Genomic DNA, 26,803 nt, shown 5'->3' on the forward strand with positions numbered 1-26,803 from the left:
GGGCGTGAGCATTCCTTGTTGGTAGGGGTGATGCTTAATCGTTTAGTAACGTAGCGCTTAAACTAGCGTTGAATGCGGCATTGTACGGCTAAGCGGGTATGGCGGCAAAATCCTACGTTAACAGCTTGGCGTGTGCTGGTAATCAAATGTGTTAAGCTTGCCCAGTTTTGTGGCTCGATAGCAGTGGGCAAACAAGCGCATCTTCTTCAGCTATCGGTACGTTAGGACTTTGAGGGAACCTTCATGCAGCAAGCAGTACGCCGTTGGTTAACGGGGGCCGTTGTTGGTGTCTCCATTGTAACGTTAAGTGGTTGTGGGACGCTTTTTCATCCTGAACGTAAAGGGCAAATGAGCGGTAATGTTGACCCGGTTGTAGCGATCGCTAACGGTGTCGGCTTACTGTTTTTTATTGTGCCAGGCGTTATCGCTTATGCCGTGGATTTCTCTAATGGCACTATCTACTTACCAAGTGCGAGCAGTGCGTCGGTAGATATTCACCACTTAGACGACGCTATGGACGTAGCTTCGCTGGAAAAGCTGCTGTCAGATAAAGCGGGACAGCCGATTAGCTTGGAAAACGAATTATTGATGATGGAAGAAGTGGCCAGCCTGGATGAAGCGTTAGCCATGGTGCGGATGTCGGGCGTACTGGATGAAGAACGCCTCGCTACGATGTAATGCGTAATGGCCTCATATGTAGAGGCAGATAGCGCTGAACAGAAATAATAAAATGCCCCCAGTAGTGAACGCTCTGGGGGCATTTTTTATCGTATCGTTATTAAATAAATAGTTATTGTATGAATAACATACCGTTAATGATTTGGAGCCTTTGTCAGCTTTAGTACCACCAAGCCCGCCACAAGCCCCCAAAATGCACCGCCGATACCTAACAAAGTGATGCCAGAGCCGGTAAGTAAAAAGGTAACAATGGCGGCATCTCGTTGCCCGCTATTTTCAAATGCATTCGCTAACCCACCGCTTAATGTGCCCAGTAACGCTATCCCTGCCAGCGACATAACTAGAACACTGGGGAGCGCATTGAAGATACCGGTAACTGTGCCCCCAAAGATGCCCATCGCGATATAGAACACGCCCGCTACAACGCCTGCAGTATAGCGTTTAAGAGGATTCGCATGGGCATCAGGCCCTATGCATACCGCGGCGCTAATGGCTGCCATATTGAGTGCATAGCCACCGAAGGGCGCAAGCAAAAGCGTTGCGCCCCCTGTCCAACTAATGAGCGGCGAACTGTTTGGCTGATAGCCTGCTGCCCGTAGCACGGCTACGCCAGGTAAATTTTGAGTCGCCATGGTAATGACAAACAGGGGGATGCCAATGCTGATCAGCGTTGTCAACGAAAAGGTAGGCGCAGTGAAAACCGGTACGGTAGGCGCTAGCGGAATGCTGTGTACGTTAAGTTGACCCTGCCAAAGGGCAATAGCAATGCCGATTAACAGCACGCCAGGCACTGCGAGCGTTGGCCATAGGCGCCGACCTGCTACCCAAGCGGCCAACATTGCCAGTGGTAGCAGCCATTGGCTTTCCATAACGTTAAACAGCTCTAGGCCAAAGCGCAGCAGAATACCTGCCAGTAGAGCCGAGGCGATTGCGCTGGGGATATAGCGCATCAAGCGCTCGAATAAACCTGTTACGCCGCAGAGCGTAATGAGCAGCGCGGAGAAGAGGAAGGCACCGATGGCTTCATCAAGTGGAATGCCAGGAAGGTTCGTCGCCAAAAACGCCGCGCCTGGCGTTGACCACGCAGTTAATAAAGGCATCCGGTAGCGCAGCGATAGCCCTATCGAGGTAATGCCCATGCCAATGCCCAGCGCCCACAGCCAAGAGCTGATTTGCGCAGTGCTGGCGCCCGCCGCGGCTGCCGCCTGGAAAATGATTGCCGCTGAGCTTGTATAACCAATAGTGACCGCAACGAAACCTGCTGTGACGGCCGAGAGGCTAATGTCTCGCCAGAAAGGAGTTCTATGGCTTCCTGTGGGCTGTAGGGTAGGTGGTGCCTCCATAGTGTTACCTCGTTTACATTGGGTGACGTGCGCTATAGCGCACAGTGCTGCAAGACTATCACTGTGCGTTATAGCGCACAATATTGGCATCGCCGGTGTTCATCGCTGTTCGGATAGGTAAACTACGACACTAAATTCTATGGAGAACCACATAGTGAGTGACCCTCATACCATTGCCGAACACATTGCGGGAACCGTTAAAAAGCTACGTAAAGATCGTGGTTGGAGCCTAGATCGCGCGGCGGGTGAAACGGGTGTGAGTAAAGCCATGTTGGGACAGATAGAGCGTGGTGAGTCTAGCCCTACCATCTCAACGCTGTGGAAGATCGCGAGTGGTTTTCGGGTGTCGTTTTCAACCCTGTTTGATGGTGACAAGCCTGCGTTAGGCGAACTACACAGAGATGGCTGGGAGTCCGTTTGGGGCGATGATAGCGCTGGGATGCAAGCGCGGCTGCTTTTCCCTTACGACCCGCTGCTGGGCTTTGAAATGTTTATGATTGAGCTAGCGCCAGGGGCGATCAGTGAGTCGTCTCCCCACGCCAGCGGTGTGGTAGAACACATCGTCGTTGTTGAAGGCGAGATGGAGCTGCGCATTGACGAGCGCTGGCAAACGCTACGAGTAGGCGAGGGGCTGCGTTTTTTTGCCGATCGTCCCCACGCCATGCGTAACAGCGCTACGACGCGGCTACGTTTTCACGATGTGATTCACTATTTGCCAGGCGCTGCTTCAGGCACTTGAGCACCGGGTACTTGAGCACCTGGTACTTGAGCACGTAGCCAGTTGATTTCATCAGCCCAAATGCCGGGTTCGACGGTTTCCAGAATCATCGGTATGTCATGAATGCGTTCGTCTCGCATGATCGTTGTGAACGCATCCAGGCCGATATTGCCTTTACCCAGGCTGTGGTGGCGGTCTACACGGCTGGCGAAGGCACTCATGGCATCGTTTAAATGCATACCGCGTAAATACTCAAAACCGACTACCTTGCCTAGCTCGTCCAACGTTGCTTTGGTGGCCTCGGCGGTACGTAGGTCATACCCTGCGGCGAAGGCGTGGCAGGTATCAATACAAACGCCAACACGGGTTTTATCATCGACGTGGACAATAATTTCCGCTAAGTGCTCGAAGCGCCAACCGAGGTTGGTGCCTTGCCCGGCAGTGTTTTCAATCACTGCCGTAACACCTTGTGAGGCTAGTAATGCTTCGTTGATGGAGTCTGCAATGCGTTTCAGGCAATCGGCTTCGCTGATTTTGTTCAGATGACTGCCTGGGTGGAAGTTCAATAACGTGAGGCCTAGTTGCTCACAGCGCTGCATTTCGTCTAAAAACGCAGCGCGTGATTTTTCAAGCCCAGCGGTTTCTGGGTGGCCTAAGTTAATCAGGTAACTGTCGTGGGGTAAAATTTGTTCCGGGCCAAACCCGTGGGTTTGGCAGGCTTGTTTAAACGCAGCAATAGCCTCGTCGGTCAGCGGTTTACCTTTCCACTGTCGCTGGTTTTTGGTGAACAGAGCAAAGCCATTTGCGCCGATTTCTACCGCACGGAACACTGCTTGATCCGCGCCACCCGCGGCGCTTACGTGGGCACCAAGATAGTGCATAGTCTTCCTTAGGTAGAATATTGATATTGACGAATTTAACCGTGTCGACGTCGATTATTCAAATAGCGTTGAAATGCTTCAGGCTCATCAGTGATCGCGCTGGCTATTCCCCAGCCCCAGCGGCTTTCAAAAGCGCTGGGGTCATTGGCGGTATAGCATAAAATTTCATAACCATCTCGGCGCATGGCAGCGGCCTGTGTGTGTTTTAAGCGCGGCCAATGAGGGTGAATACTAAAGGCGTCGATGGCTTCACACTGGTCACGCCAGGTTGGTGGTGTGCTGCCAAATAGTACGCCCAGCGCGAGGGCTTCTTTGGGTGCGAAGCGGCGGCATTGAGCTAACGCTCGGGCATCAAACGAGGACACAATCAGCCGTTCAGGGGGCAATGTTGCTAATACGATTGGTAATACGGTATCCACCAAGACGATGGGGTCACGGCCTTTGTTTACCTTGATCTCTAAATTCACCCCCATATTGAGTTCGTTCAACAGCGCTAGCATGGCCTCTAGACTGGCCATTTTTTCACCTGCAAACAAATCTCCAAACCAACTGCCGACGTCAAGCTGTTGTGCATGCTGCCACGTCAGGCTAGCAAGGTCGCCACGGCTATCGGAGCAGCGGCTAATATCGCTATCGTGCCAGATGACAGGGGTACCATCGCCCAGTAGTTGAACGTCTAATTCCACCCAAGTAGTGCCCACTTGATGAGCGGCGCGCACTGCCGTTAGGGTGTTTTCGGGTGCGGCGGCTGAGTATCCGCGATGGGCTATAAGCGTAGGCAAACAGATTGCTGGGTGCGTCATAGTCTGTCCGTTTTAGAGTAATCGATAAGCATTGTTATCAACATTTTCAGATAGTCTAGCATGAGTGCATGACAGCAATATGTCCTGTATGGCTGGCTAATCGCTTGATTTGAGACGCACAACGCGGTTGGATAGCCTGCTAATGTGTGTCCAGTAATTAATAATGGGAGTATGCCCAGATGTCTAAACGTATTCAGTTTTCAAAAACGGGCGATTCAGGTGTATTGGAGTGGGTCGACACAGAGCCTAAGGCACCCGGCAGCGGTGAAGTGCGTATTGCTAATAAAGCGGTGGGCCTGAATTTTATCGATATCTACTTTCGTACAGGGCTCTATCCTGCGCCATCTATGCCTTCTGGATTAGGCACTGAAGGTGCAGGGGTTGTCGACGCTGTGGGTGAAGGCGTTACCCATCTAAAAGAGGGTGACCGGGTAGCGTATGCACAAGGGCCATTGGGTGCCTATGCAGAGATGCATACCTTGCCAGCGGCCAAGGTGATTAAGCTGCCGGACTTTATTGATTTTGAAACCGCTGCGGCCAGTATGCTGAAAGGGCTAACCGTGCAGTATCTGCTGCGTCAAACTTATGCGCTAAAGGGCGGTGAGACCATTCTTTTTCATGCCGCTGCTGGAGGCGTTGGCTCGATTGCCTGCCAGTGGGCCAAAGCGCTAGGCGTTAAACTGATTGGAACGGTTAGCTCAAAAGAGAAAGCCGACCTGGCGATGGCCAACGGTGCATGGGCAACGATCAACTACAGCGAAGAGAATGTGGTAGAGCGGGTACGTGAGCTAACCAATGGCGAAATGTGCGATGTGGTTTATGACTCCGTAGGAAAAGATACCTGGGAAATGTCGTTAGACTGCCTGAAGCCTCGTTCGCTAATGGTCAGCTTTGGTAATGCGTCTGGCCCAGTAGACGGGGTTAATATAGGTATTCTGAACCAAAAAGGCGCGCTCTTTGTAACCCGCCCAAGTTTGAACGGCTATGCGGATACCCGTGAACGCTTTGAAATGATGTGCGATGACTTTTTTGGCATGATCAAAAGCGGCAAGCTTCATATTGACGTAGCAAATCGCTACCCGCTTCAGGACGCAGGAAAGGCTCAAGATGCCCTGCAAAGCCGCAAAACAACTGGCTCGACCGTGCTACTGCCTTAATACGTTTACACGCCTGGTTAAATGGCCACGCTTTGCCGCCATTTTTGGCAACATAGAGTGAGCTGTGTGGCTTAGTGGTCCTTTAACCACTTTTTATGAATGCCTGGCGTGGCCAGGCATTTTATTGGCCTAACGTTCTTTTGTTGCTCTGCTCTTCTAGGGCTATACGGCCGTATAGTCATCATCTAATGTGTTGCTAGTTATTTGGCACATCAGCCGAGCGTACCCAACACAAGGAGATGGACATCGCATGACAATGGAAAGCATCGGGCTTGCGCCCAGTACGCTGGTCTTTATCGTTTTGGGATTAACGCTTGCCGCTTTTATGTGGGGTCGATTTCGCTATGACTTAGTCGCGCTTGCGGCGTTGCTTGGCTCGGTAATGCTTGGGCTTGTGCCTAGCGATGAGGCTTTTAAAGGCTTTGGGCATCCAGCCGTGATTACGGTGGCCGCGGTATTGGTCATTAGCCGAGGGTTTGAGCGCTCGGGTGTTGTCGATATCATCGCCAATCAAGTGCTCAAAGTAGGTGAACGGCTGCTACTACAATTACTCGTGTTGGTCGGCACGGTCGTGGTGCTTTCTGGGGTTATGAATAACGTAGGGGCACTGGCGTTACTGTTGCCCGTTGCCATGCGGCTTGCTCGAGAGCACAACACATCCCCGTCGCTATTATTAATGCCGTTGGCGTTTGGTTCATTGCTGGGAGGCTTAACCACGCTGATTGGCACGCCACCCAACATCATTATTGCCACATACCGGGGTAATATCACCGGTGAAAACTTCGGTATGTTCAGCTTTACCCCAGTGGGGGTTGCCGTTGCGTTAGCCGGTCTGGTGTTTATTGTGCTTGTGGGCTGGCGCTTAACGCCTAAGCGCAGTGGGCAGGCTTCAACCGAAGAAATGTTTGATACTGCTAATTATTTGGTTGAGCTAAAGGTCTCAGAAGAGTCAAAGGCTAATGGTCTGACACTCCAGCAACTACATGATGAGCTAGAAGAGACCATCCCAGTACTTGCCGTGGTACGGGAAGATAATCGCCGCGCAGGGTACTCATTTCATGGGGTGCTTCGAGAGGGGGACATTTTGCTGCTGGAAGCAGGGCCTGATGAGCTTAAGCTGCTGGAAGATAAAGTAGGGTTGAGCGCCATTGCGGAACCAGAAGAAGATGAAAAAGATAGCGATGAGGCCGATAGTGAGAATGGGGCTTCACAACCGTCGGATGAGCGCCAGCCTGTCGATACGGAAGGTCTGCAGCTGATTGAAGCGGTGGTGCGTAACGATTCAATGATGGTCAATCGAAGCGTACGCCAGCTGAGGTTAAATCAACAGTTCGGCCTGCATTTAGTGGCGGTAGCTCGGGATGGGGGGCGTTTAAAGCAGCGTCTTCGAGACATTCGTTTTCAAACCGGTGATGTACTGCTGTTACAAGGCAGTGAAAATGAAATCGCCGATAGCTTAGCGACCCTTGGTTGTTTGCCGCTGGCTAATCGTGAGCTTCACTTAGGTCAACCGCGAAAATTGGCGCTGTCGATTGGTATTTTTGCCCTCGCCATTATTGCAATGCTGTTTGATCTTCTGCCTGCCGCTGTTGCCATGAGTAGCGCGGCGTTGATATCACTGCTGATTGGTGTACTGCCGCTGAGAGAAGGTTACCAAGCCATTGATGGTCCCGTTATTGTTCTCTTGGCGGCTATGCTGCCGGTGGGAGAAGCGCTTGAAACGAGCGGTGGCGCTGAAATTATTGCTGATGCATTACTACGATTCGGCGTTGAGTGGCCCATTATTGTTTCATTGGCAGGGCTATTTATGCTCTCAATGTTACTTTCCAACGTGGTCAATAACGCCGCAGCCGCGCTGTTGATGGCGCCTATTGCCGCCAGTCTTGCGAGTGGTTTTGATGTATCACTCGATCCCTTTTTAATGATAGTGGCCGTCAGTGCCTCATGTGCTTTTCTAACGCCGATAGGACACCAGTCCAATACGCTAGTGTTAGGCCCGGGCGGCTATCAATTTGGTGATTATTGGAAGCTCGGCCTTCCACTTTCGTTAGTAGTGATGGTAGTCGCTATTCCTGCCATTTTATGGGCCTGGCCGCTCTAATGGAGCAGGTACTTAGCGAGAAAATGGGGAAGGCCCAATGTTCGTATTATTGAATTTCGAAAATTTGCTACTCTATAGCCCATAGAGAACAGCACTTATACACCAATAAATAACGAACAGGCCGGGCTTATGAACCAACAGTTTCGCCAAGATGCTATCGTCGAGTTAGTACGCCAGCATGGCTATATGAGCATTGAGCAGCTGACCGATCACTTTGCAGTGACGCCACAAACCATTCGGCGTGATTTAAATACGCTAGCAAACGAAGGGCGGGTTCGTCGTGTGCATGGCGGTGTAGGAATAGAGTCGAGCACTGTTAACACCGCCTACAGCACGCGTAAAACGCTACATTTAGAAGAGAAAGAGCGGATTGCTCACTGCCTAGCGCAGCAAATTCCTCATCACTCTTCACTGTTTATTAATATCGGTACCAGTAACGAGATGATCGCTCAGGCATTGCTTGAGCACCAGGGCTTAGAAATCATTACTAATAATCTTAACGTGGCCGCCATTCTTCAGCACAAAGAGGACTTCACGGTGATTATTGCTGGCGGGCAAGTTCGCTCTCGCGATGGCGGTATTATCGGCGAAGCCACTATCGATTTTATCAATCAATTTAAAGTGGATTACGGAATCATCGGGATCAGTGGTATTGATGAGGATGGCTCGCTCCTTGAATTTGATTACCAGGAAGTACGCGTTGCTCAAGCGATCATTGCCAATTCGCGACGCATTTATCTCGCCGCAGATTACTCAAAATTTCATCGTAATCCGGTGGTGCGCCAAGGGAATATTTCCCAGCTCGATGCTCTGTTCACTGATCGGAAGCCTCCTGAATCGATTCTGCAGCTGTTATCGCAGCACGGTGTCGCGTTGCATATCGCTTAAGCATGATGCGTAAGCTAAGGCAGAAGATGGCCACCGACGAGTTTAGGAGTGAAGGAGCGCAGTTTCATACTTGAGCATTTGGGGCGGCTAGAGTAGCCTTGGATGATAATAAAGCGAAACAAAACACACAAAACCGAAAGAACCTACAACAAAGTGAACGTGATATGTCCTCCTTTATTCTCGCCATCGATCAAGGTACGACCAGCTCGCGCGCCATTTTATTTGACCGCCAAGGCCAAATAGAGGCGGTTGCCCAACAGGAATTTCCTCAGCACTTCCCTCAGGATGGGTGGATAGAGCATGATCCCGAAAATATTTGGGAGACTGTCCTCGCCACCTGTCGTGAGGTATTAGAAAAGGCGAATATTTCGCCAGAGCAGATTGATGGAATTGGCATTACTAACCAACGTGAAACCACGGTGGTGTGGGATAGAGTGACGGGTAAGCCGCTCTATAATGCGATTGTCTGGCAGGATCGGCGTACCTCTGAACTTTGTCAAACACTCCGTGACGAAGGGCATACAGAGGCAGTACAAGCGAAGACAGGCCTCTTAATAGACCCCTATTTTTCTGCCACCAAGCTCGCCTGGATACTCGATAATGTAGCAGGGGCCCGCGAGCGTGCGCAGCGTGGTGAGCTACTCTTTGGCACTATCGATACCTTTTTGATTTGGCGATTAACGAATGGCAAGCAACACGTCACTGATGCTACCAACGCATCGCGAACAGCCATTTTTAATATCCATAATCAAACATGGGACGATGAGCTGTTAGCGTTGTTTAACGTTCCTGCCAACATGCTGCCCGAGGTAAAAGATTCCAGCGATGATTTTGGCACCACTGACGCAGATTGGTTAGGGGCGTCTATCCCTATTGCGGGTGTGGCAGGGGATCAGCAGGCCGCGTTAGTGGGGCAAGCGTGCTTTCAGCCAGGAATGGGTAAAAGCACCTATGGCACCGGATGTTTTATGATCGTTAACACCGGGGATACACCCTCGGTATCACGAAATCGCCTGCTAACCACCATTGGTTACCGAATTAATGGCAAGCCGACCTATGCGATGGAAGGCAGTATTTTTGTTGCTGGAGCGACTGTGCAGTGGCTACGCGATGGGTTGAACCTGTTTGCAGATGCGTCAGAAACAGAGGCGCTTGCTAAAGAAACCCGTAGCGGACATAGCGTTTACTTGGTACCGGCCTTTACTGGCTTGGGCGCGCCCCATTGGGACCCTAAAGCGCGAGGGGCAATTTTTGGCCTCACCCGGGATACCGGTATTGCCGAAATCGTTGCGGCGGGGCTCCAGGCGGTGTGTTACCAGACCCGTGACCTTCAGCACTGTATGAACGACGATATGGAAGCCACGCCTGGTAACCTACGTGTCGATGGTGGCATGGTGAAAAACAGCTGGGTGATGCAGTTTTTAGCCGATATGCTCGATGTCCAGGTGGATAGGCCGACTATTCTCGAAACGACAGCGCTTGGAGCTGCTTATTTGGCAGGCTTGCGTTTGGGTTGGTATGACACACTTGAAGAAATTGAGCAACTCTGGCGTTGCGAAAAGAGCTTTACACCTAAAATGCCAGAATCGACTCGGGAGGAGTTGTACCAGGGTTGGCTAGATGCCGTGAATCGCGTGCGTTGTAATTAACAACCGTTTATTGGCTACTTCAATAGGCAAAAGCCGCTACCGATGATAGCGGCTTTTTAATGTTGTTGATGGTTAATCAGTGAGTGTTCTGTGGCTCTGCTTGTGCAACGAAGGGCTGTGAGGTGTCACGATTTTCAGCAAAGTAGGTAGCAAAGCGCTCTTCCGCTTGGTCTCCGAATAGGACACGACAAGCTTCTTTCAGCCCCTTAGAGTGGCGCAGCTGTTCATGGTGAACAACCAGTGACACTTTGGCTCTTCGGCGCAGGAAGTCCTCCAGTTGCGTAATCATTTCGTGGTCTCGGGCATGCTCTAGTTCGCAGCGAATATATTCGGTACCTTCAATGAGAATATCGGCTTCCGCAGGATCCTGACGAATTTTTTCCAGCATTTGCATGGCCTGCTCTGCATAACGCCGCCACAGCCGGGAAGAGAGCGGCTCGGTAGACGTCGGTGCGGTCATCGCATCTAGATTCATCCGTTTAGCTTGGTCCATAAACTGCTGTTTAACAGGCTCTGGTGGCTCTCCGTACCAGCGATAGTTGATATCGCTGAGATTGACACCTAGGCGGACCACTTCTTCTGCGATTTCATCACCTACATTCAAGCAGTCGGTTAATTTACCGCCAAAAATACTAATGTGGGCGCTATCCGCATTGGTATCGATGACATGTTTACGCGACAGCTGGAGAAAATCGCGATCGTTACCTTGATCCGCTTTGATAGCCAGCGGCCGAACACCACAGCGTGTTGAAATAATATCGTCTTGGGTAAGCGGCTTTTCTAATGTTAGGCGCTTATTGATATTTTCCAATACAAATTCAATATCTTCAGCGGTGACATCCACCTCTGGATGTTCCATATGTGTATCAGTCGTGCCGATGCAGGTGCGATTCCCCATGGGAATAACAAAAAACAGTCGTCCATCGTCGGCAAAAAACGCCAGTACCCGTTTAGTTTCCGTCAATTGCGGAACGATCAGATGAATGCCTTTTGAGTAAAGATGTTGATGGGTGGTTTTCTCGCCGGTAAGTGCGTTGTGCTGGTCTACCCAGGGGCCAGCAGCATTAATCAATACTTTGGAACGGATATTAAACGTGCTGCCATCCATGACATTGCGCGCTTTCGTTACCCAGTGCTGTCCTTCACGTTCAGCACCAAGCGACTCAACATAATTGGCTGCAATCGCCCCATAGTTAAGCGAATGGCGAACAAAGTTAAATACAAATCGGGCATCGTTATCGTGTAAGTAGGCATCTGAGTATTCAAACCCACCGACTGAGCCTTCGATATCAATGATGGGTTCTTCTTGCTTAATGTTCTTGGGAGATAGTAAGCGGGGCAGCTTAGTAAACCCGTTTCCCATCAGCCAGTAGAGCCAGGTGCCTGCCCACAAATACCAGGGTGAATGGCGGAAACCTTTGCTGATGGTAGTAAGAAAGCGAATTTCCTGAACGGTAGATGGGTAACTTTTAATCAAGTGATTACGGCTTTTGCACAACTTGCGTACTAATGCGAAATCCTTGCTTTCCATATACTTAATGCCTCCCCAAACTAAGTTGGAGGAGTGCATACTGGTGCTTCCTGCAAAATCACCGCGGTCTATTAAGGCGACTTTAGCGCCTTTGCCTGCAAGCGCGGCTGCAGTTGCTGCGCCGTTAATGCCGCCACCGATGATTAGTGCGTCAAAGTCGTCAGTGTGCAATTTCTCGATATTCCGGTTACGCAGTTTCATAGCGGTTCCAATTAACAAAGAAAAAGCCCCGTGTTTAGGTAGCGGTTTCAACATGACAACAAAGCAATAAGCCTATGTAGACCAGCGAGCCTTGCTGTTATCTGCTCGCCGCTGATGAAACCTAGTTTTTGAGCCTTAACAGGGCGGGCCGAAGCCCGCCCCAACTGGATTAGCGGGTACCCGCTTCCATCCAGGCTTCCATCATTTCATCGTAAGGAACGGTCGTTCCTTGCGGCATTTCATCATCAAGCTTTTGCTTAGGAGAGCCTTCTTGATCCAGCCAGTATTGCGGGTCGCGCTCTTCGTTAAGCGCTGGGGCGTAGCTATCGAAGACGTTTGCGCGAGCTAAGCGGTACATGGTGTTATCCATATCTGCCGCCAGCTTATCCAAGCCCTCTTGAGGGGTAACTTCGCCGCTCATTACCGGTGCTAGGTTTTGCCACCATAGCGGAGCCATACGCGGATAATCGGGTACGTTGGTGCCGGTAGGCGTCCAGTTGGATTCGTTGGGGCTGCGGTAGAACTCAACCAAACCACCAAGCTTGGGTGCCATTTCGGTCATCTGCTCAGAGAAAATGTCAGATTCACGAATCGGCGTTAGGCCAGCCATCAGTTTTTCAAGAGAGGTAGTTTTAGCTACCGTAAACTGGGCAAATAGCCAAGCAGCGGTTCGACGGTCTTCGGGTGTGGAGTCAAAGAACGTCCATGCACCTACATCCTGATAACCCACTTTCATGCCTTCTTCCCAGTAAGGGCCGGTAGGGGAAGGTGCCATGCGCCAAAGTGGGTTGCCTTCATCGTCGGTCACTGCTACAGCAGGATCGGTCATGTCTGCTGTAAAGGCGGTGTACCAGAAAATTTGCTGAGCAATATGACCTTGAGCAGGCACAGGACCCGCTTCACCAAAGGTCATGCCCTGTGCTTCAGGCGGTGCGAAGTCACGTAGCCAATCAACGGCTTTTTGCATGGCAAAGACAGACGCTGGCGAGTTGGTTGCACCGCCACGACTAACGCTGGCACCTACCGGCTGGCTATCTTCGTTAACGCGAATACCCCAGTCATCGACTGGATTACCTGATGGTACGCCCGGGCTACCCATGCCGGCCATTGAGAGCCAGGAGTCGTGGAAGCGCCAGCCAAGCGACGGATCACGACGGCCGTAGTCCATGTGGCCATAGACGGTAGTGCCGTCGATTTCACCAACATGTTTGGTAAAGAACTCGGCAATATCTTGATAAGCCGTCCAATTGGTGGGTACCCCAAGATCATAGCCATAGATTTCACGGAACTGATCTTGCAGGTCTTCGCGCTGGAACCAGTCATAACGGAACCAGTAAAGGTTGGCGAACTGCTGAGTGGGTAGTTGGTATAGGCTGCCATCGGGGCCAGTGCCGTACTGCAAGCCAATGAAGTCGTCTAGGTCCAGCGTTGGAAGTGTGTAGTCAGCCCATTCGTTTTCCATCGCCTCGGTGAGGTTGATGGTGGTGCCGTAACGAATGTGCGTGCCGATAGCGTCGGTGTCATTAACAAAACCGTCGTAGATGCTGTTACCTGATTGCATCTGATTTTGCATCGTATCAACGACGTCGCCTTCGCCGATAATATTATGAGTAAGGTTGATACCGGTTAACTCACTGAATGCTTCTGCGAGCACTTCACTTTCATAGACGTGAGTGGTCAAGCCTTCTGCGACAGTTTGAATATCCATACCGCGGAAAGGCTCAGCTGCTTTTGCAAACCACAGAAGTTCTTCGATTTGCTCTTCACGACTCAAGGTAGAGTTTTGGAAGTGTTCGTCGACCAAGCGCTCCGCGATTGCCCGCGCATCGTGATCGTCTGCCATCAGTGTCCCCGATGCGAGCATGAGGCTGGCGGCGAGGGTAGTAAGTTTGAACTTGTTGTTGCGCATATTGACCTCGTTTTGTTGTGCTCTTCCCTGATATCTTGAGCGTCCTTGATACTGCCGTACTTAACGCCAGGGTTTTCCTGGAATTGCTGATTGGCTAACCCCAGCGCATTAACACCAGCAGCCATACCGCTGAAAGTGCTAGTGCAATCCAAATTGAAAGCGACGTGAACCCAATGAAGCCCAAGTGAATAAACGCGGCAGACATCAAGCCGATAAACAGCCGATCACCGCGGGTGGTGCTAATGGGTAAAAATCCCTTTCTTTCAATGCTTGGCGAGCGTAGTTCCCAGATCGTCATGCCAGCGAGCATGGCCGCAATGGAAGAAAAGAAAATAGCCGTCGGTAAAGTCCATACCATCCAGGACATAAGGTTTCCTCCTACTCAGGTGCGGCCCAGGGCAAAGCCCTTGGCGATATGATTGCGTACGAAGTAAACCACCAGAATGCCGGGAACAATGGTCAACATACCGGCGGCAGCAAGGGTGCCCCAGTCGATACCTGATGCCGTCGAGGTCCTGGTCATGATCATGCCGATCGGCTGAGCGTCTGTAGACGTCAGTGTGCGTGCCAGCAGCAGTTCAACCCAGGAAAACATGAACAGGAAGAAAAGCACCACGCCAATGCCAGAACTGATCATGGGAATGAAGATCTTGATGAAAAACTTGGGAAAGCTGTAGCCGTCGATATAGGCAGTTTCGTCGATTTCCTTAGGCACGCTGCTCATAAAACCTTCCAGAATCCAGATGGCCAGCGGAATATTGAATAGGCAGTGAGCTAGCGCTACGGCGATGTGCGTATCGAATAAGCCGACCGAGTAATAAAGCTGGAAGTAGGGCAGCAAAAATACTGCGGGTGGCGCCATCAAGTTGGTTAATAGCCAGAAGAACAGGTGCTTATCACCGATGAACTTGTAACGGCTGAAGGCATAGGCGGCCGGAAGTGCCACTAACATGGTGATGATCATATTCATCACCACATACATGATGGAGTTGACGTACCCCATGTACCAGCTTGGGTTAGTGAAGATGCCGATGTAGTTGTCAAAGGTCAGGTTTTGCGGCCACAGCGTCATCGACCCGAGGATCTCGCTGTTAGTCTGCAGCGACATATTGAGCAGCCAATAAAGGGGCAGTACCAGCAGCACGATATAGGTGCCAAGCAGAAGCCGCTTTCTCAGCCGAGAGCGTGAGTGGCGCTTGCGTCGCTCAGCTGCTGGCACCTTACTGAAAATAGTGTTGTATTTTTCACCCTGCTGGGTGTTTTCAAGTTGGTAAGACATCTTACACGCCTCCCTGTGAATTCTTGTCTTTCTGCAGATGCATGATGGTGGTATAGAACACCCAGCTGACTAGCAGAATGACGAGGAAGTAGATGATCGAGAAGGCGGCAGAAGGCCCCAGATCTTGCTGGCCGATAGCCATGGTGGCAAGCGATTGGGTTAGGAACGTGGTTGAACTGCCAGGTCCACCTCCGGTTAACACAAAGGGCTCGGCGTAGATCATGAAGGAGTGCATGAAGCGCAGCAGTACCGCGATGACCAGAACGTTGGTTAGCTTCGGCAGCTGAATATAGCGAAACACTGCCCACTTAGAAGCACGGTCAATCCTTGCCGCTTGATAGTAGGCTTCAGGAATAGAGCGCAGCCCGCTATAGCAGAGCATTGCGACAAGCGGTGTCCAGTGCCAAACATCCATTAAAATAATGGTCGCCCAGGCGTCACCGGCATTACGGGTAATATTGTAATTAATACCCAGCTCGCGCAGCCCCCAGCCCATTAACCCAATATCGCCACGGGTAAAGATTTGCCAGATACTGCCAACGACGTTCCAAGGAATTAGCAGGGGCAGGGTAATCAGAATTAGTACGGCGGACGCCTGCCAGCCCTGTTTTGGCATAATCAGCGCTATTCCTATTCCCAGTGGGATCTGGATAGCCAGAATAATCAATGAAAACATTATCTGCCGACCAAATGCAGCTTGCAGCGCCGAATCGTTGAGCATAGTGCGAAACCACTCGGTGCCGGTAAAGAAGCTGGCGTTGGGACCTAGCACGTCCTGTACCGAGTAGTTGACCACTGTCATCAAGGGGATAATGGCGGAAAACGCCACGAGCACTAACATTGGTAGGACTAATAACCAAGCGCGGTTGTTATAGACTTTATTATTCATGAGGTAACCTCCACCCGGTATTCGTCCACAAACAGCCCTAACTGATCGTGGTCGAAGGTGAGATAAATATCGTCTCCGAATTCAGGGTGACCTTCCGGCAAGCGTGCCTTGAACGCCTGACCACCCAACTCAAAGGTAACAATTGAGTAGGTGCCTAGATCTTGCACCTGCCGTTTACGAGCGGGCAGGGCACCTTCACGTTTGCTGGCATGCACAGTTACAAACTCGGGGCGAATGCCGATTTTTATATTCGAACTTTTGGTATTGGCAATGGCGTCAACAAACGTCTGCGGTATGGGGAGCGGTATATCAGCAAAGATGACTTCCCCCGCATGGTGGCGTACATCCAAAATGTTCATGCCGGGACTGCCAATAAAATAGCCAACAAAGGTATGCGCGGGGGTTTCAAAGAGTTCTTGAGGAGTGCCGAACTGAACCACCTGACCTTCATACATCACAGCGATTTTGTCGGCAAAAGTTGCCGCTTCCAGCTGGTCATGGGTGACGTAAATCATGGTGATATTGAAGCGCTGGTGAATCTCCTTCAGCTTGCGGCGTAATTTCCACTTGAGCTGTGGGTCGATAACCGTTAATGGCTCGTCAAACAGAATTGCCGAGACATCATCGCGCACCAAGCCGCGCCCCATTGAAACCTTCTGCTTCTCATCGGCGGTCAGCCCTTTGGCTTTACGCTTTAGCAGGGGGGTTAACTCCAGAATCTCCGCGACTTCCTCTACCTTGGGCGTGATGCGATGGCCTGGAATGTTGATGTTACGCAATGGAAAGGCGAGGTTATCAAACACCGTCATGGTGTCGTAAATCACCGGGAACTGAAAAACCTGAGCGATGTTACGTTCCTCAGGCGGCAACTCGTTAACTCGCTGGCCATCAAACAGCACATCCCCTTCGGAAGGTTCGAGCAGCCCGGAAATAATGTTCAGCAGGGTGGATTTGCCACACCCCGATGGCCCCAGCAGGGCATAAGCGCCGCCTTGGTGCCAGATATGTTCCATCTGGCGAATCGCGTAATCTTCAGGTGATGTCGGGTTAGCGCTATAAGTATGCGCGAGAGCCTTTAGTATGATCTCAGCCATGCTGATTCACTCCCCGTGTTTCCGGCGTATGGACAATAGAACCCTGCTGATCGAAGACAAACAGCTTGTGGGTAGGGAAGTAGATCTTTATGCGCTGATTGACTTTAGGTGTATGAATACCAAGCAAATGGAGTACTAAAGAAAATAAGTTGTGCCGCACATGAAGGAAGGTTTCCGAACCGCTGATTTCAGCCACTTCAACTTCAACTTCAAGCTCTAGATCATCTGCTGCATTCGGCTGTAGGCTGACGTGAGAGGCACGGACTCCAAATCGGTATGCTCCCGCGGGTAAGTTGCGTAGCGCCACATCGCAGGGGAAATGGATATCCTGGTCGAAGGTGATTTCATTGGCAGTAAGATGCCCAGGCACAATATTGATAGGCGGTTCTGAAAACATCTCAGCGCTTAGGATGCCGTTAGGCTCGCGATAAATTTGCTCGGTTGGGCCATATTGCAGCAGCTTGCCTTCATGCAATACGGCAGTGTTGCCTCCTAACGCTAGCGCTTCGTTGGGCTCGGTGGTGGCATAAACGGCAATGCAGTTACGTGCCTTGAATAGCCCGCGAAGTTCATCGCGCAACGCTTCACGCAGTTTGTAGTCAAGATTGACTAACGGTTCATCAAACAGGATCAGGTCCGCATCCTTAACCAAAGCGCGGCCCATGGCGGTACGCTGCTGTTGCCCACCAGAAAGCTCAAGCGGCAAGCGGTCCAGCAAGTGGTCAATCCCCAGCATGGCGGCAGTTTCACGCACACGCTTGTCGATTTCCTGCTTGGATGCCTTAGCCAGCTTAAGTGGTGACGCTATATTGTCGTAAACATTAAGGCTTGGGTAATTGATGAATTGCTGATACACCATGGAGACATTGCGCTTGCGGACGGATACGCCCGTGACATCCTTGCCATCCATGTAGATTCGCCCCCGGGTAGGTTGCTCCAAACCCGCCATTAATCGCATGAGCGTTGTTTTACCTGCCAGGGTTCGCCCTAGCAGCACATTGAAAGAACCCGGCTCCAGCTCGAGGTCCACCCCACTGATATGGGATTCACCACCGACGATGTGGTCGATATTTTGCAGATGTAAGGACATGCCGATCTCGCTAACGTCATTGTTATAGATAATGTTATTGGTAGAGGTCTTGCGTTGATCGCTATTGATGAAAGTGAAGCAATACTCGCTTATTCGAGATGTTAGCCTTGGCTGTTTGCACTTTATTGTCAGCCAACCATCAAGCGGACTTCCATTCACTTTATTTTCAATAACGAAAGGCTAGTTGATCATTTGCGAACTTGCAACGACTTTTGTAGCTGTTTGTATTCGCTTTTAGGCGTATATCGCTGCTGCTCCGGCGGTGGGGAGTGCTGAATGACGGTTGTTTTGGTGAGAAATTGGCATTAAAACGAGGTGTTTAGAGAAGGAAAGCAGCCACTGAGTGAGATAAGCGAATGTTCGTTTGTTTCGTTTTTGAAAATATACGTAAAAAACCGGCCTGGAGAGGCCGGTTAGGATCGCTAGTTAAAGCGAGAAAGGACTACTTAACGCTGGTTTCTGCTTGCTGCGGCGTAGCCACAGGCGCTGCATTGTGATTAATCAACGTCGATTTATCATTAGCAAACGCGTCATAGGCGAAATCATCAACCGTCAGCATCTCGAGTACTTCCGCCTCGAAAGTGCGCATAAACTGTGCGTCGTCTTCTTTGATAATCCCTTTGTCCAGTGCGGCTTCAATGCGTGCTTCAGGGTGTAGTGCCGTTTGTGGCAGCTCACCTTTGGCATAGGCTTTGTTCACCGTGCGGTAGAGGGTTTCGGCACGGTCATAATCCACCAGCAGCGCATTGTAGCGGGCAAGCGGGTTAGACTCTGCGCCATCATCTTTATCCCATGTATTGGAAAGTAGCTTGCTGCGCAGGGCGCTATGTGTGGATACGCGCTGTGCGATATCGCGAGCCAAGTCGTCATGCGGTTTATTCCAACGGCGGCCGGTCGGCATTATGATAACTTTCAATGCCTTGCCTAACACGCGGTTCGGTAGGTTATCGAAAATTTCAACGAACGCCTGTTCGGCACGGTTTAGCAAGAACCGCAGGCTATAGTGTAGCAGCGCTTCTTCACCCTCTACTTGGTCACCGGTGTGCCACTGTTTCAGTACCATGGAAGCTAGATACAGATTAGACAGAACATCACCCAAGCGTGCTGACAGCATTTCGCGCTTCTTGAGTTCAGAGCCAAGGCTGGCCATGGCGGCGTCGGCACATAGGCCAAAGCCTGCTGAAATGCGTGCAATATCCTGGGCGTAGGTAGCCGCAGGGCCACTAAAAGGTACATTTGCTTTGCCCAAGCCAAACCCAAGCGTAAAGGCACGGGCAGCATTGCCGAAAATCAGCCCTGCGTGGCCAAAGAAGGCTTTGTCGAAGGCTTTAACGTCGTTGGCATCTTTAGCGGCTAGCTCGTCCAGTACATAGGGATGGCAGCGAATCGCACCTTGACCAAAGATCATCAGGTTGCGGGTCATAATGTTGGCGCCTTCCACGGTGATTGCCACCGGGTTAGCACTGTAGCCAATGCCTAGGTAGTTGCGTGGACCCAGGGTAACGGCTTTACCACCGTGAACATCCATTGCGTCGCTAAGCAGCACGCGCTGGAACTCGGTCAATTGGCTCTTCAAGATGGCTGAAGGAACAGCGGGTTTTTCGCCATGGTCGATCAGGTTGGCGGTCTGGTAAACCGTAGCAGCAGAGATGTAAGCCAGCGAGGCCATGCGTGCTAACGGCTCTTGTACGCCTTCCATTTCAGCGACGGGTACGTTGAACTGGCGACGTACGCGGGTAAAACCACCGCTCCAGCCTAGCGCGTAGCGGGCGGTGCCGGTCGCACCAGAAGGCAAGGTAATGCAGCGACCAATCGAGAGGCACTCGACCAGCATGCGCCAGCCTTGGCCGATCATGTCTGGGCCACCAATAATGGTATCCAGCGGCACAAACACGTCGTTACCTTTAATCGGGCCGTTCATAAACGGGCTGCCGATAGGGTGGTGACGGCGACCGATGTCCATGCCCTGAGTATCCCGGGGAACGAGTGCAAGAGTAATACCCCGGTCTTCTTCGTCACCGAGCAATTTTTCTGGATCGAAAAGACGGAAGGCTAGGCCTACCACGGTGGCGATGGGAGCCAGGGTAATCCAGCGTTTTTCGAAGTTAAGGCGTAAGCCAAGCACTTCTTCGCCATTGATAACTTGCTTACAGACAACGCCTGTATCCGGTAACGACGTGGCATCAGAGCCTGCACGCGGGCCAGTTAGGCCGAAGCAGGGGATTTCACGGCCATCAGCAAGGCGGGGCAAGTAGTGATCTTTCTGTTGTTGAGTACCGTATTTAAGCAGCAGTTCGCCTGGGCCGAGTGAGTTCGGTACGCCAACGGTGACCATCAGCGTCTCATTAGCTGAGAGCTTCTGCAGTACCATGGACTGTGCCTTAGCTGAGAATCCGAGGCCGCCGTACTCCTTCGGAATAATCATGCCGAAGAAGCCTTCTTTCTTTAGATAATCCCACAGTTGTTGGGGTAGGTCAGCGCGTTCTTGGGCGATATCCCAGGCGTTACACATGCCAGCTGCTTTCGAACATTGATTATCCAAAAACGCTTGTTCTGCCTCGCTCAGACCGTCGTCTTTATAGTTAAGTAACGACTCCCATTGAGGTTTGCCAGAGAAGAGCTCGCCATCCCAGGAGACGCTGCCCGCTTCTAATGCCGTGCGCTCCGTATCGGACACTTTCGGCGCTACCTTTTTGAAGGTGGCGAAAATACGCGGCGTCAGCCACTTGCTGCGCAATGCTGGTAGACCAGCAATTGCAACGGCGGCGGCCGCAATCAATAGCAGTGTGCCAATAACGCTTGCGCCAAGCACTAAGCCTACTAAGCCCAGTACGCCAAGCAGGGCCAGTGCTGGCGTAGCGCCTGCTTCGCGGCGCATCACCACGAGCAAGCCTGCAACGGCAAGCACAATGAGTAGTAAGGTGAGCATGGATGTTTCTCCGTGGGTGATTAATTGTGGACGTATTTAAACGTATGTTTGAATATTGTCAGAGTCACCTATATCAGTGCAAGCATTTCACTCTTATACATTCGCTATAGTCTCTTTACTGTAGCGTAAATAGGCCATAAAAAAACGCCATGGCGAGTGGCCATGGCGTTTAGCATGTTGCATGCAGGTTTGGGTGCTGCAACTAAACCTGTTTAGCGGGTGCGCCGTGAACGACGTAATAATCCACCTTGGCGCGTGGCAAAGGTTCACGTCCACGGATGCGGTCAGCAATTTTCTCCGCCAGCATAATAGTAGGCGCGTTTAGGTTGCCGGTAGGGATCACCGGGAACAGCGAAGCATCGACAACGCGCAGGCCTTCGAGCCCATGTACGCGGCCTTGGCTATCGGTCACTGCCATCTCACCTTCGCCCATGCGGCAACTGCCACACGGGTGATAAGCCGTTTCAGCGTGTTGCTTGACGAAGTTATCGAGTTCTTCATCGCTTTGTACGCTAGGGCCAGGGGAAATTTCACGGCCACGGTACTTATCAAACGCTGGTTGCGCGATGATGTCGCGGGTTAAGCGAATCGCATCGCGGAACTCTTGCCAATCTTTCTCTTTGGCCATGTAGTTAAACAAGATGCTGGGTGCCGCGTGTGGGTCTTTCGAGGTTAAGCGAATTCGTCCACGGCTTTCCGAGCGCATCGAGCCAACGTGGGCCTGGAAGCCATGTGCCTGAACAGCGCTTTTACCGTTGTAACTGATCGCGATGGGCAGGAAGTGGTACTGCAGGTTTGGCCACTCTTCCTCATCATTGCTACGAATAAAACCGCAGGATTCAAACTGGTTGCTGGCGCCAACGCCAGTACCTTTAAATAACCACTCGGCACCAATTTTTGGCTGGTTGTACCATTTCAGCGCCGGATACAGCGAAATAGGCTCTTTGCATTCGTACTGAATGTACATCTCAAGGTGGTCCTGGAGATTTTCGCCTACGCCGGGTAGCTCATGGACGACTGAAATGCCTAATTCCCGAAGCCATTCGGGGTTGCCTACGCCAGAGCGCTGAAGAATCTGTGGTGAGGCAATGGCACCGCCACACAGCAGCACTTCCCGGCGAGCGTGGGCCTTGTGTGGCTGACCTTTTTGCTCGTAACGCACGCCAACGGCACGTTTGCCATCAAATTCAATCACATCAGTGACTGCGTGGGTTTCAATGGTCAGGTTACTGCGCTGCTTGGCAGTGTCCAGGTAGCCGCGTGCAGTCGACGCACGGCGCCCCTTGGGCGTGACGAAACGGTCCATGGGGCCAAAGCCCTCTTGCTGGTAGCCGTTAACATCCTCGGTTTCTGGATAGCCCGCTTGCTTCCCCGCTTCGATAAACGTGCGGTAAAGCGGATTATTGCCAGCTTTCGGCGTGGTCACGCTGACCGGGCCGTCGCCGCCGTGGTAATCATTAGGGCCAATATCGCGGGTTTCGCACTTTTTGAAATAGGGCAGGCAGCTGAGGTAATCCCACTCTTCCAAGCCGGGTTGCTTGGCCCAGTTATCGTAATCCAGGGCGTTGCCACGGATATAGCACATGCCATTGATCAGTGAAGAGCCGCCCAGGCCTTTGCCTCGGCCACACTCCATACGGCGGCCATCCATATACGGTTCGGGATCGGTTTCAAATGCCCAGTTGTAGCGTTTGCCTTGTAGCGGGTAGGCCAGTGCGGCAGGCATTTGGGTGCGAAAATCGAAACGGTAATCAGGGCCGCCTGCTTCAAGCAGCAAAACGCTGACGTCGCTGTCTTCGGTGAGTCGGGTAGCCAGTACATTACCGGCCGAGCCTGCACCGATAATGATGTAATCAAATTCGCGTGATTGAGACATGCTTTTACCTTGGAGGAGCCGAATGATGGGTAATGAGCCGGTAGGCATAAAAGAGATACTTCTCTTCGATATACCTACCGGGAGCGTCCATTACTTCGCTTAGAACACCGACTCAAATGGCCCCATCTCGATCTGTACGGACTTAGTCTGGGTGTAGTGATTGAGCGTCTCGACGCCGTTCTCGCGGCCAATGCCCGACTCTTTGTAACCACCTACCGGCATCTCAGAAGGAGACTCGCCCCAAGTGTTGATCCAGCAAATGCCAGCTTCCAACTGGTGAATAACTCGGTGAGCACGGTTTAAGCTTTCGCTGAATACACCCGCCGCCAGACCGTATTTGGTGTCATTAGCGCGACGAATAACGTCATCTTCGCCTTCAAAGGCGAGTACGGACATTACTGGGCCAAAAATCTCTTCTTTTACGATGCGCATATCGTCAGTGCAATCGGTGAAGATGGTGGGCGCGGCCCAGGCACCCTTCGCCCAATCACCGCTATTCCACGCATCGCCACCTGCCAATACTCGTGCGCCTTGCTCTTTACCCAAGGCAATATAGGAAAGCACTTTTTGCTGATGTTCAAAGCTTACTAGCGGGCCGAAGTTAACGCTGGGGTCCATCGGGTCGCCCGCTTTGATACGCTGAACGCGTTCAACCAGCTTCGCCTCAAAGGCGTCTTTGACGCTGCGCTCCACGAACACGCGAGTGCCGTTAGTGCAAATCTGGCCGCTGGAGTAGAAGTTGGCCATCATGGCGGCATCGGCAGCACGATTTAAATCAGCATCGGCAAACACGATCAGCGGAGACTTACCGCCTAGTTCCATAGTGACGTCTTTCAGCGTAGAGCCACCAGCAGCGGCCATCACTTTTTTGCCCGTGCCGACTTCGCCAGTAAACGATACCTTGGCGATACCAGGGTGCTCAGTCAGCATCGCGCCAACGCGGCCATCGCCTTGAACGACATTGAAAACACCGTTAGGCAGGCCTGCCTCAGTGAAAATTTCAGCCAGCTTGATAGCGGTTAGCGGTGTTACTTCACTGGGTTTGAAGACAATGGCGTTGCCCGCTGCCAACGCAGGTGCGGCTTTCCAGCAGGCAATTTGAATGGGGTAGTTCCAGGCGCCAATGGCGCCAATGACACCGAGTGGCTCGCGACGGGTATACACAAAGGAGCTATCACGCAGCGGAATCTGGCTGCCTTCGATAGCGGGGGCAAGGCCTGCGTAGTACTCCAAGGCGTCGGCACCGGTCACAATATCGACACTGGCGGTTTCACTAATAGGCTTGCCGGTATTTTGAGTTTCCAACTCGGCAAGCTCGTCGTTGCGTTCTCTTAACAGTGCAACAGCGCGCAGCAGAACACGTGAGCGTTCCATGCCCGTCATTGAAGCCCATTGACGCTGTCCGCGTTGAGCAGCTTCTACAGCGCTATCAACATCAGCTTGGCTTGCCTGGCCAATCGTGGCAAGCAGGCTGCCATCGTAGGGGTTTGAAACGGTAAATGTCTCGCCTGAAGTGGCGTTTACCGGACGACCATCAATATAAAGTGGCTGAATATCTTGAGCGGCCATGTTGGTCTCCTTACTGTGTTTCTGCAGTGGATGCACGTTGCTGGCATCCATGATGAATAAGCAGTTGGTCGAGATAGGTGTGCGCAAGATGTCGCGCTTCAGCGGCGTCGAGCCCTTCTGGTGTAAGTGCACCACGCAGCCATAGACCATCAATCATCGCGGCTAGGCCACGGGCGGCATTGCGAGCGTCTGCACGGGGCATGACGCGCTGGAATTGATGACATAAATTGGCATACAAACGGCGATCGTTGACATTCTGAAGCCGCTGAAGCACGGGCTTATGCATGCTGCTAGCCCAAAAGGCGAGCCATGTTTTGGCGGCAGGGCCGGTCACCTGGGTGCGATCAAAGTTACCTTCGATGATGGCGCCAATATGCGCCCGGGGGGAGTCGTCTTCTAACGCACGGCGGCGTGCTGCAACGGCGTCACTAAGATCGGTTAAGATCTGCCGCATCGTTGCTTCCAGCAGGCCATCCTTGCCGCCAAAGTAGTGACTAATAATGCCCGCCGAAACGCCAGCATGACGGGCAATTCGCATGACGGTTGCTTCTGCTAAACCAACTTCGTCAATGGCCGCCATGGTAGCCTTAATTAACTGCTGGCGGCGTATCGGTTCCATTCCCACCTTAGGCACAGCTATCTCCTACTGACGTTGAATGCCCATTGGCTCCTGTCCTTGAAAACCAGGAGTAGGCATGATTACCTGACCATGATGACATTTTTTTATTGAACGTTCAATCAATAAAAGCCTGCGTTGTTTTCTCGTCTCTACGACTGTTACGTATAGAGCGTGTTCATATAAAACCGATAATGGGGAAGATCAACATGAAACGGACATACACACGAAGCCTAAGTACATTACTGCTGACTGCCTGTTTACCGGCAGCTGCCTATGCTAATGAGTGTAGTAGTGTTCGCTTTGCAGAAGTGGGTTGGACTGATATTACAGCAACGACAGCATTGGCTAGTGAAGTACTGGAAGCACTTGGTTATGAAACGCGTGTCGATACTGTCTCGGTGCCGATTGCTTATGCGGGCATGGGTAATAATGATTTTGACGTCTTTTTAGGTAACTGGATGCCATCGATGGCCTCTATCAGCGACCCCTATGTGGAGCGTGGCGAGGTTGAGCGCTTAGTGGTCAACCTTGAGGGAGCTAAGTACACCCTGGCAGTGCCCCAATATGTCTATGATGCGGGCGTGACCTCCGTTAATGATCTGGCAGAGCATGCTGATCAGTTTGAGCAGCGTTTACACGGCATTGAAGCTGGCAATGATGGTAACGAGCTGATTGAGCAAATGATTGATGATAACGCCTATGGGCTTGGTGATTGGCAAGTCATCGATTCGAGCGAGGCGGGTATGCTGGCTGAGCTTCGCGCGAGGGTGCCTAATGAAAAATGGATGGTGTTTTTAGGCTGGGAACCGCATCCAATGAACACTAATTTTGATATGGCGTATTTATCTGATGCTGGCGACTATTTTGGCCCCAACCTGGGGGGCGCAACCGTGCATACCAATACCCGGGCAGGGTTTGTTGAAGCGTGCCCTAATGTTGGTGAACTGCTGAAAAATATGACGTTCACCCTGGAAATGGAAAACCAATTGATGAGCGCCATTATGGACGATGGGGTGGATCCGCGAGAGGCAGCGCGTAGTTACCTTAATGAAAACGATGATGTGTTAGCAGCATGGCTCGAAGGGGTGACTACTCGAGCTGGCGAAGAAGCGCTGCCAGCAGTCCAAGCAGCTTTATAAGTACACTATTCACTTAACAGGGTAGTTGAATGAAAGGTAGGTCGTTTTTGGCTTGCCTTTCATAGTTAAGATAGGCATAATCTGCACCCGTTGATGAGGGAAAGGCTACGTAGCTCAGCTGGTTAGAGCACATCACTCATAATGATGGGGTCCCCTGTTCAAATCAGGGCGTAGCCACCACATCAGCATTAGTACACTCACTTAGAAATATCAGAGTGTACCGTTATGGTGGCCCCTTAGGTCCTCCCGCAACGCTAAACTGCAAACCCCGCCAGGCCCGGAAGGGAGCAACGGTAGTGGTGGCTGCGTGTGCCGGGATGTGGCTTTTGGGGCCGCCTCCATTTCTGTCGTTCTCACCTAAATCTAGCATAACTTCTTTTGTAGTGGTTCTACGAAAAGCTGCGATGTTCTGTATTGTTGTAAGCCTCCTCATATCTTCCTTCTAAATAAACCTCGCTGC

The 26,803-nt window shown here is 51.6% G+C and carries 21 protein-coding genes, 1 tRNA gene and 1 other RNA gene; 9 read left to right on the top strand and 14 right to left on the bottom strand.

The features are described 5' to 3' along the window. The first annotated feature begins 243 nt into the window (after positions 1-243). A complete protein-coding gene (locus tag JFC11_RS11865) occupies positions 244-678 on the top strand; it encodes a hypothetical protein (RefSeq protein ID WP_095603072.1) in 435 nt (144 codons plus the stop codon). 134 nt (positions 679-812) lie between these two features. On the opposite strand, the gene JFC11_RS11870 is transcribed toward JFC11_RS11865, so the two are convergent. After that, a complete protein-coding gene (locus JFC11_RS11870) occupies positions 813-2,021 on the bottom strand; it encodes a benzoate/H(+) symporter BenE family transporter (protein WP_232482887.1) in 1,209 nt (402 codons plus the stop codon). Between the two features lie 151 nt (positions 2,022-2,172). On the opposite strand from JFC11_RS11870, the gene JFC11_RS11875 reads away from it, so the two are divergent. Further along, positions 2,173-2,760, top strand: a complete 588-nt coding sequence (locus JFC11_RS11875; protein WP_084183794.1) for a helix-turn-helix domain-containing protein — start codon at positions 2,173-2,175, stop codon at positions 2,758-2,760. Here JFC11_RS11875 and nfo read toward each other — a convergent pair. Continuing rightward, a complete protein-coding gene (gene nfo, locus JFC11_RS11880; RefSeq protein WP_198349602.1) occupies positions 2,730-3,620 on the bottom strand; it encodes a deoxyribonuclease IV in 891 nt (296 codons plus the stop codon). The genes JFC11_RS11875 and nfo overlap by 31 nt on opposite strands. Before the next feature lie 35 nt (positions 3,621-3,655). Then, entirely contained in the window at positions 3,656-4,423 is a 768-nt protein-coding gene (locus JFC11_RS11885; RefSeq protein ID WP_198349603.1) for a glycerophosphodiester phosphodiesterase family protein, read from the bottom strand. 179 nt (positions 4,424-4,602) lie between these two features. On the opposite strand from JFC11_RS11885, the gene JFC11_RS11890 reads away from it, so the two are divergent. The 4 genes from JFC11_RS11890 to glpK all read left to right on the top strand — a co-directional run bounded on the left by JFC11_RS11890 (position 4,603) and on the right by glpK (position 10,218). Continuing rightward, complete coding sequence (locus JFC11_RS11890; protein ID WP_198349604.1) at positions 4,603-5,580, top strand: NADPH:quinone reductase; 978 nt, start codon at positions 4,603-4,605, stop codon at positions 5,578-5,580. 250 nt (positions 5,581-5,830) lie between these two features. Beyond that, positions 5,831-7,681 carry an SLC13 family permease gene (locus tag JFC11_RS11895; RefSeq protein WP_198349605.1) on the top strand — a complete coding sequence of 617 codons (1,851 nt, stop codon included), beginning with the start codon at positions 5,831-5,833 and terminating at the stop codon, positions 7,679-7,681. A gap of 129 nt (positions 7,682-7,810) precedes the next feature. After that, entirely contained in the window at positions 7,811-8,569 is a 759-nt protein-coding gene (locus JFC11_RS11900) for a DeoR/GlpR family transcriptional regulator (protein ID WP_193085225.1), read from the top strand. Between the two features lie 164 nt (positions 8,570-8,733). After that, a complete protein-coding gene (gene glpK / locus JFC11_RS11905) occupies positions 8,734-10,218 on the top strand; it encodes a glycerol kinase GlpK (protein ID WP_198349606.1) in 1,485 nt (494 codons plus the stop codon). A gap of 76 nt (positions 10,219-10,294) precedes the next feature. On the opposite strand, the gene JFC11_RS11910 is transcribed toward glpK, so the two are convergent. From JFC11_RS11910 to betI, 11 genes are all read right to left on the bottom strand, one after another. Then, positions 10,295-11,950, bottom strand: a complete 1,656-nt coding sequence (locus JFC11_RS11910; protein ID WP_038484953.1) for a glycerol-3-phosphate dehydrogenase/oxidase — start codon at positions 11,948-11,950, stop codon at positions 10,295-10,297. Between the two features lie 169 nt (positions 11,951-12,119). Then, positions 12,120-13,859 (bottom strand): ABC transporter substrate-binding protein, encoded by a 1,740-nt coding sequence (locus JFC11_RS11915; RefSeq protein WP_198349607.1) that lies wholly within the window; start codon positions 13,857-13,859, stop codon positions 12,120-12,122. Positions 13,860-13,953: 94 nt separating this feature from the next. Continuing rightward, positions 13,954-14,226 (bottom strand): DUF2160 domain-containing protein, encoded by a 273-nt coding sequence (locus tag JFC11_RS11920; RefSeq protein WP_198349608.1) that lies wholly within the window; start codon positions 14,224-14,226, stop codon positions 13,954-13,956. 15 nt (positions 14,227-14,241) lie between these two features. Further along, entirely contained in the window at positions 14,242-15,138 is an 897-nt protein-coding gene (locus tag JFC11_RS11925) for a carbohydrate ABC transporter permease (protein ID WP_198349609.1), read from the bottom strand. 1 nt (position 15,139) lies between these two features. Further along, positions 15,140-16,027, bottom strand: a complete 888-nt coding sequence (locus tag JFC11_RS11930) for a carbohydrate ABC transporter permease (RefSeq protein ID WP_198349610.1) — start codon at positions 16,025-16,027, stop codon at positions 15,140-15,142. Beyond that, a complete protein-coding gene (locus tag JFC11_RS11935) occupies positions 16,024-17,121 on the bottom strand; it encodes an ABC transporter ATP-binding protein (protein ID WP_198349611.1) in 1,098 nt (365 codons plus the stop codon). The genes JFC11_RS11930 and JFC11_RS11935 overlap by 4 nt, the downstream gene beginning before the upstream one ends. After that, entirely contained in the window at positions 17,114-18,211 is a 1,098-nt protein-coding gene (locus JFC11_RS11940) for an ABC transporter ATP-binding protein (RefSeq protein ID WP_120386858.1), read from the bottom strand. The genes JFC11_RS11935 and JFC11_RS11940 overlap by 8 nt, the downstream gene beginning before the upstream one ends. 442 nt (positions 18,212-18,653) lie before the next feature. Further along, positions 18,654-21,140, bottom strand: a complete 2,487-nt coding sequence (locus JFC11_RS11945; RefSeq protein ID WP_198349612.1) for an acyl-CoA dehydrogenase — start codon at positions 21,138-21,140, stop codon at positions 18,654-18,656. 202 nt (positions 21,141-21,342) lie between these two features. Further along, entirely contained in the window at positions 21,343-23,016 is a 1,674-nt protein-coding gene (gene betA / locus JFC11_RS11950; protein ID WP_038484933.1) for a choline dehydrogenase, read from the bottom strand. A gap of 99 nt (positions 23,017-23,115) precedes the next feature. Continuing rightward, positions 23,116-24,585, bottom strand: a complete 1,470-nt coding sequence (gene betB / locus JFC11_RS11955; protein ID WP_198349613.1) for a betaine-aldehyde dehydrogenase — start codon at positions 24,583-24,585, stop codon at positions 23,116-23,118. A 10-nt stretch (positions 24,586-24,595) separates the two neighbouring features. Next, positions 24,596-25,219: a transcriptional regulator BetI gene (betI, locus tag JFC11_RS11960; protein WP_176472079.1), complete on the bottom strand. Its 624-nt coding sequence runs from the start codon at positions 25,217-25,219 to the stop codon at positions 24,596-24,598. A gap of 191 nt (positions 25,220-25,410) precedes the next feature. Here betI and JFC11_RS11965 point away from each other — a divergent pair, with 191 nt between their 5' ends. The 3 genes from JFC11_RS11965 to ffs all read left to right on the top strand — a co-directional run bounded on the left by JFC11_RS11965 (position 25,411) and on the right by ffs (position 26,675). Next, positions 25,411-26,343: a choline ABC transporter substrate-binding protein gene (locus tag JFC11_RS11965; RefSeq protein ID WP_198349614.1), complete on the top strand. Its 933-nt coding sequence runs from the start codon at positions 25,411-25,413 to the stop codon at positions 26,341-26,343. 103 nt (positions 26,344-26,446) lie between these two features. After that, positions 26,447-26,523 (top strand) — tRNA-Met (locus JFC11_RS11970). 55 nt (positions 26,524-26,578) lie between these two features. Next, positions 26,579-26,675, top strand: an RNA gene (ffs, locus tag JFC11_RS11975) — signal recognition particle sRNA small type. Positions 26,676-26,803 lie beyond the last annotated feature (128 nt).

The organism is Vreelandella alkaliphila, assembly GCF_016107625.1.
Taxonomy (GTDB): Bacteria; Pseudomonadota; Gammaproteobacteria; order Pseudomonadales; family Halomonadaceae; genus Vreelandella; species Vreelandella alkaliphila.